Genomic DNA, 6386 nt, shown 5'->3' with positions numbered 1-6386 from the left:
CATTTTTACTACCTTACCCTTTTTATTTTTAGAGCATTCGTGTAAAGGCTTTTTACGGCCTGAGTCCTAATCTCCGCATCGGAAAAATTCCTCAGGGTATTCCAGACAGATCACGAATCGGTCAAATCCATATGGCCAATCAACTACAAATAAACCGAAACACATGAAAAGAAGAGACTTTGTGCAGTACGCCGGATTGGGAGCCGGGGCATTGATGATGCCATCCCTGTTGATGGGAAAAGACATTCCCACGGAAGCCCTGCTGGCACCGGGAATGGACCTTGTTCTTAAAAAGCAAATGGCCGATGTGGCACTGAACACGGCAAAAACCCTTGGGGCCTCCTACGCCGATGCGCGTATCGGACGCTACCTGAACCAATACGTCTTTACCCGGGAAGACCGGGTGCAAAATGTGGTCAATACCGAATCCTTCGGGATCGGGATCCGGGTAATCGTCAATGGCACCTGGGGCTTTTCCAGTACCAACGATGTAACCGCAGATGGCATTGCCAAAGCGACCACACAGGCAGTTTCCATTGCCAAGGCGAACGGGATACTTCAAAAAGAGCCGGTTCAACTCGCCCCAGCCCCCGGGTATGGGGATGTTTCATGGAAAACACCCATAAAAAAGGATTTTAAAGAGGTTCCTGTATCCGAAAAGGTAGACCTGCTACTCAGCGCCAATGCAGCTGCCATGGAGGCCGGGGCCAGCTTTGTGAATTCCGCCCTTTTTATGGTCAATGAACAAAAGTATTTCGCCTCGACCGACGGATCGTATATCGATCAGGATATCCACCGCATATGGCCCACCTTCACCGTAACAGCCGTGGATCGTGCCGCGGGATCATTCAAAACGCGCCAGGCCATGAGTGCCCCGATGGGGATGGGCTTTGAATATATGGACGGGCTGGATTCAGAAAAACTGGCAGGGCCTGAAGGAATTAAGCTCTACCGCAACAGCTACGATATCGTGGAAGACGCCCGTCTCGCCGCCCAACAGGCACAAGCAAAGTTGACGGCCAAATCTGTGGAAGCCGGGAAGTACGACCTGGTGCTGGAACCGAACCACCTGGGGCTTACCATTCACGAATCCGTCGGGCACCCGCTGGAACTCGACCGGGTACTGGGATACGAAGCCAATTATGCGGGAACGAGTTTTGCTACCCTGGATAAATGGAAAACCGGTAATTTCAAATACGGCAGCGACATCGTCAACCTGGTGGCCGATAAGACCCAGGTCGGGTCCCTCGGCGCAGTAGGTTATGATGACGAAGGAATCAAGACCAAAAAATGGGACCTGGTCCGAAACGGGGTACTCACCAATTACCAGGCCATCCGTGACCAGGTACATATGATCGGGCAGAACGAATCCCACGGATGCTGTTATGCGCAAAGCTGGGACGATGTCCAGTTCCAGCGTATGCCTAATGTCTCCCTGGAACCCGGAAAGGAGAAGTACGCCATTGACCAGATGATCAAAGACGTGGAGAAGGGGATTTATATCGCGGGTCGCGGGTCGTATTCCATCGATCAGCAACGCTATAATTTCCAGTTTGGAGGTACGGTTTTCTTTGAGATCAGGAATGGGGAGATCGTCGGGATGCTCGATGATGTTGCCTACCAGTCCAATACCCAGGAATTCTGGAATTCCTGCGTAAAGATCTGTGATGAGAGCGATTACCGTTTATTCGGTTCGTTCTTTGACGGGAAGGGACAACCCTCGCAAATCAGCGCGGTTTCCCACGGCAGTTCTACTGCCCGTTTTAACGATGTAAATGTGATCAACACCGGAAGGACCATTTAACAGGGGTTTCCATAAAAAAGCAGACAATGGCAATTTATACAAGAGAGGAAGCGAGAAAAATCCTCGAGAAAGCACTGAGTTTCTCCAAGGCGGACGCCTGTGAAGTCAATCTCAATGGCAGTAACAGCGGAAACATACGATACGCCAGAAATACGGTTTCCACCTCAGGGTACAGCTCCAACCAGACCCTGGTGGTGCAATCGAGTTTTGGAAAGAAATCCGGGACGGCCACCATCGATGAATTTGATGATGCCTCCCTTGAAAAAGCAGTCCGGCGGGCCGAGGAACTGGCCCGGCTATCCCCGGAAAACCCCGAATTTATGGAGCCCCTGGGGCCACAGCAATACGATGAATCGGCCAGTTATATTGAAAAAACGGCTAAGGTATCCCCAGAGTACCGGGCACAGGTCGCCAAAAGCAGTATCGAACCCGCAGCGGCCAGGGATGTTACCGCTGCCGGATACTTCAATGATTCTGAGGGTTTCAGCGCTATGATGAACAGCAACGGTCTGTTCGCCTATAACCAGTCGACCAACATGGACTTCACGGTCACCATGAGGACCAATGACGGTACGGGCTCTGGCTGGGTCAGCCGGGATTACAACGATGTCAGCAAATTTGACGCTTCCCAGGCCTCAAAAACAGCGATTGACAAAGCGGTTTTATCCCGGGAAGCCAAAGCCATCGAGCCAGGGAAGTATACCGTAATCCTGGAACCCGCCGCCTCAGCAGGCCTGTTGCAGAACATGTTTTCGGCCTTTAGCGCCCGTGCCGCAGACGAGGGACGGAACTTTATGTCGGCCCCCGATGGCGGCAATAAATTGGGTCAGAAGATTGTGGATGAGCGCGTGACCTTTTGGTCGGATCCTTTGCATCCCGATTTACCCACCGCCACCTGGAACGGTGCCGGGCAACCACTGAAAAAGACTATGTGGATCGAGAACGGCGTGGTCAAAAACCTCGCTTACAGCCGCTACTGGGCGAAACAAAAAGGCGTGGACCCCGTCCCGTTCCCCGCTGGGGGGATCATGGCCGGAGGCGACGCCAGCCTGGAAGACCTGATCCGAAGCACCCGGAAGGGCATCCTGGTTACCCGCCTGTGGTACATTCGCAGTGTGGATCCCCAAACCTTGCTATATACAGGGCTTACACGGGATGGAACCTTCTACATCGAAAACGGGGCGATCAAATACCCGGTCAAGAACTTCCGGTTTAACGAAAGTCCGATCATCATGCTCAACAACCTGGAAACCCTCGGGCAACAGGTCCGGATCGACGGGAACCTGATCCCTTATATGAAAATACGCGACTTTACCTTTACCAGTCTTTCCGACGCGGTTTAGGCCCCTGGAGAAATACGAGGCTGGTTGCCAGAATTGGCAACCAGCCCTTTTTTGTTGTGAACGCTTATCGTAACCAAACGTGACGACTGCCCTGGCAAACGAGTTTTTCTTTACACGACTGCAATACGAGTCCGGTGACTGGGACGTGGACCAGCGGATGCCCTCAAACCTGCTGAATTCCCTGGTGGAGTACACCACCCTCCAAGTGGATCCCCTGGAGCGGATCGTCCCGCTGAGCAGTGAGGATATCTTTAAAAGCCCGTTTTGTTACCTCTCCGGCCATAAATTGGTGGAGTTCACTTCCCGGGAAAAGGAAAACTTTGAGAAATATGTGCGCAACGGCGGCTTTGTCTTTGCAGATGACTGCAACCACGATATCGACGGCCTTTTCGCAAAATCCTTTGAACGGCAGATGGAAGAGATCTTCGGCCCCGGGGCTCTGAATAAGATTCCAAACGACCACGAACTCTATTCGGTCTTCTTCGATTTTGAAGACGGGCCGCCCACCACCTCCCAGGAACTCAACGGATGGGGGGACGACCTGGTCCACGACTACCTGAAAGCCATCGAATTCCAGGGGCGCATTGGAGTGCTCTACAGTAACAAGGACTACGGCTGTGAATGGGACTACGATTTCAGGAATAAGAGATGGTACAAGATCGACAACACGCGCTTCGGGATCAATATCGTCCTGTACGCCTTAACCTCATAAAGGATTACAATGAATACGGAATTGGAACAAATCGCAGCTGAAGTAGATACCTTATCCCAAAAGCTGCAGGCCCTCAAAGCCGAGATCGGCAAGGTGATCATCGGGCAGGAGCAAACGGTAGACCAGTTGCTGATTACCTTCCTGGCAGGCGGGCACGCCCTCCTCGAAGGGGTCCCGGGCCTGGCCAAAACACTCATGATCCGCACCCTGGCCGATGCCATTGATTTGAAATTCAAAAGGATTCAGTTCACCCCAGACCTGATGCCATCCGATATCCTGGGTACGGAGATCCTGGAGGAAGACCACAGTACGGGGAAGAAGTTCTTTAAGTTCAACAAAGGCCCCATTTTTTCGAATATCATCCTGGCGGACGAGATTAACCGGACCCCTCCCAAGACCCAGGCCGCCTTGCTGGAAGTCATGCAGGAATTTTCAGTGACCTACGGGGACCAGACCTACCCCCTTGAAAAGCCGTTTTTTATACTGGCCACACAAAACCCGATTGAACAGTCGGGAACTTTTGTGCTGCCGGAAGCCCAGCAGGACCGTTTCCTGCTTTATATCGCGATCGGGTATCCGGGTGCTGAGGAGGAAGCGGCTATCCTCAAAGCGACCACGGGGACCACAAGGACAAGTCTGCAAAAGGTCATCAGCGGGGCGGATATCCTCAGGCTGCAGGAATTGGTGCGGGAAGTATCCATCAGCGACCCCCTGATCGACTACGTCAGCGAGATGGTCCGGGCCACCCGCCCGGACACCTCAGGGCTGGAATACGTCCGCAAGTGGGTGGATTGGGGGGCAGGGCCCAGGGCCGGGCAGGCGATGATCCTGACCGCCAAGGCGAATGCCCTTTTACAGGGGCGGCTGTCCGTAACCCCAGAAGATATCCGGGCGGTGGTCTATCCAGTCTTTCGCCATCGCATCCTTGTGAATTTCCGGGCGGAATCCGAAGGGATCCGCTCCGACAGCGTTACAGCTGAGATTCTGGATAAGATCGAATACAAGGCTTCCTGATGGGCAGGCAGGACTACCAGGACCTCCTAAAACCGGAATGGCTCGGCACGGTATCGGGGCTTTCCCTGATTGCGCGTATTGCCGTGGAAGGCTATACCTCTGGGTTGAACCGCAGCCTGAAACTCGGTCCGGGCATGGAATTCAGCCAGTACCGCGGGTACCAGGCCGGGGACGATACCCGGTTGCTGGATTGGAAGATGCTCGCCCGCTCCGGCAGGTACTATATCAAAGAAGCAGAACAGGAAAGCCTGGTAAGCGTTAAATTTATTGTAGATGCCAGCGCTTCCATGGAATACCGGGAAGCAGGGATTTCCAAGGCCGAATATGCCAGGCTACTGGTGGCTGCCCTTGCCTATATGGCTTTTAAACAGGGAGATGCCGTTGGGCTTTACGCCCTGAACGATCAGGACCTGGTCAGTGTCTACCCGGCGGCGGGTAGACGGCAATATTACCGTTTGTTGCTCCACCTGCTTGAAGTTACCAATACCGGAAAATGGCCCGAGCCCTCCCGGGCCATCCGTAGGATACCGCATCAAGGCCGCAGGGAACTGGTATTTTTTCTGACGGATATGTATGAGGACCAAAAAGAGCTCACCCGATTTGCGCGCAACCTGAAAACCCCCAGGAACGAGGTGGTGGTGCTACAGCTTATGGGAAAGGCTGAAATGGAATTTGACTACAGCAGCCCCCTTACTTTTGAAGACCTGGAAACCGGGGCCAGGGTAGAAGTGGATACCGCTAAGGCCCGGAAAATGTACCTTGAAAAACTCAGGGCGCGGATGGGGGCCATCCGGGAAGCGCTGCTCAGCCAGGGGATCGGGTACCACCTTTTCCGTCTGGACACTCCCCTGGACCAGGCATTGCACCAATATCTCAAAGAACGAAGTCGATTGAACTGAAATGTTTTTTGCCAACCCCACATATCTCTGGTCCCTGCTCGGCGTATTGCTACCCATCGGTATCCACCTCTGGAGCCGGCGGCAGGCCCGGACGATCAAAGTAGGGAGTATTGACTTATTGGAGGCTTCAGATTCGGTGAGGTCCCGGGCCATTCGCCCAAACGAATGGTGGCTCCTGGCCCTGAGGGTCCTGATCGTGTCCTTATTGGCACTGATCCTTTCCGGGCCCCGGATAAACCAACACGCCCCAAGGGAGGGGTTTGTCTATGTGGTCGAAGCGTCCCTGCTCCGGGACGGAGGACTCCCCGGGGAGCTTAGGGATTTTTCAGGGGAATTACCACGGATCAGGCTCCTGGAGCAGGGCCTTCCGTTATGGGATCCGGACGAAACCCCTCCCCAAGGTGTCGAGCCCCCGGCCTATTGGCAATTGGTACCAGAACTCAATTCCCTGAATGCGGACAGTGTCGTGGTGTTTACAAAAGGGTATCTCAGCGGGACCCGATCCAAAAGGCCCGTATCCCCGTCGCACATCCGCTGGATTGGGATAGAAAACGAGGATTCCCTTGTGAAACCCCTGCTGGCCCGGGGCGATGCTGAAACGGCTGAACTCTATA

General features: G+C 53.8%; 6 protein-coding genes. All 6 read left to right on the top strand.

Annotated elements, in window-relative coordinates; all coding sequences use genetic code 11:
• Positions 1–163 precede the first annotated feature (163 nt).
• Positions 164–1804 carry a TldD/PmbA family protein gene (locus tag WBV75_RS01950; RefSeq protein ID WP_424118972.1) on the top strand — a complete coding sequence of 547 codons (1641 nt, stop codon included), beginning with the start codon at positions 164–166 and terminating at the stop codon, positions 1802–1804.
• A gap of 26 nt (positions 1805–1830) precedes the next feature.
• Complete coding sequence (locus tag WBV75_RS01945; RefSeq protein ID WP_424118971.1) at positions 1831–3147, top strand: TldD/PmbA family protein; 1317 nt, start codon at positions 1831–1833, stop codon at positions 3145–3147.
• A 91-nt stretch (positions 3148–3238) separates the two neighbouring features.
• Complete coding sequence (locus tag WBV75_RS01940) at positions 3239–3859, top strand: DUF4159 domain-containing protein (protein ID WP_424118973.1); 621 nt, start codon at positions 3239–3241, stop codon at positions 3857–3859.
• 9 nt (positions 3860–3868) lie between these two features.
• The gene (locus tag WBV75_RS01935) at positions 3869–4873 is read left to right on the top strand and encodes an AAA family ATPase (RefSeq protein ID WP_424118970.1); all 1005 of its coding nucleotides are present in this window, start codon (positions 3869–3871) and stop codon (positions 4871–4873) included.
• Entirely contained in the window at positions 4873–5772 is a 900-nt protein-coding gene (locus tag WBV75_RS01930; protein WP_424118969.1) for a DUF58 domain-containing protein, read from the top strand. The genes WBV75_RS01935 and WBV75_RS01930 overlap by 1 nt, the downstream gene beginning before the upstream one ends.
• A gap of 1 nt (position 5773) precedes the next feature.
• On the top strand, positions 5774–6386 hold a 613-nt coding region (locus WBV75_RS01925; RefSeq protein ID WP_424118968.1), incomplete at its 3' end, for a BatA domain-containing protein.

It is taken from the genome of Robiginitalea sp., assembly GCF_049588695.1.
GTDB lineage: Bacteria > Bacteroidota > Bacteroidia > Flavobacteriales > Flavobacteriaceae > Robiginitalea.
This window is presented reverse-complemented; position numbering and strand designations above follow the sequence as displayed.

Excerpts from the sequence above, each read along its gene's own strand:
- WBV75_RS01945 (WP_424118971.1), top strand. The coding sequence starts at position 1,831 with ATGGCAATTTATACAAGAGAGGAAGCGAGAAAAATCCTCGAGAAAGCA.
- WBV75_RS01935 (WP_424118970.1), top strand. The coding sequence starts at position 3,869 with ATGAATACGGAATTGGAACAAATCGCAGCTGAAGTAGATACCTTATCC.
- WBV75_RS01930 (WP_424118969.1), top strand. The coding sequence starts at position 4,873 with ATGGGCAGGCAGGACTACCAGGACCTCCTAAAACCGGAATGGCTCGGC.
- WBV75_RS01950 (WP_424118972.1), top strand. The coding sequence starts at position 164 with ATGAAAAGAAGAGACTTTGTGCAGTACGCCGGATTGGGAGCCGGGGCA.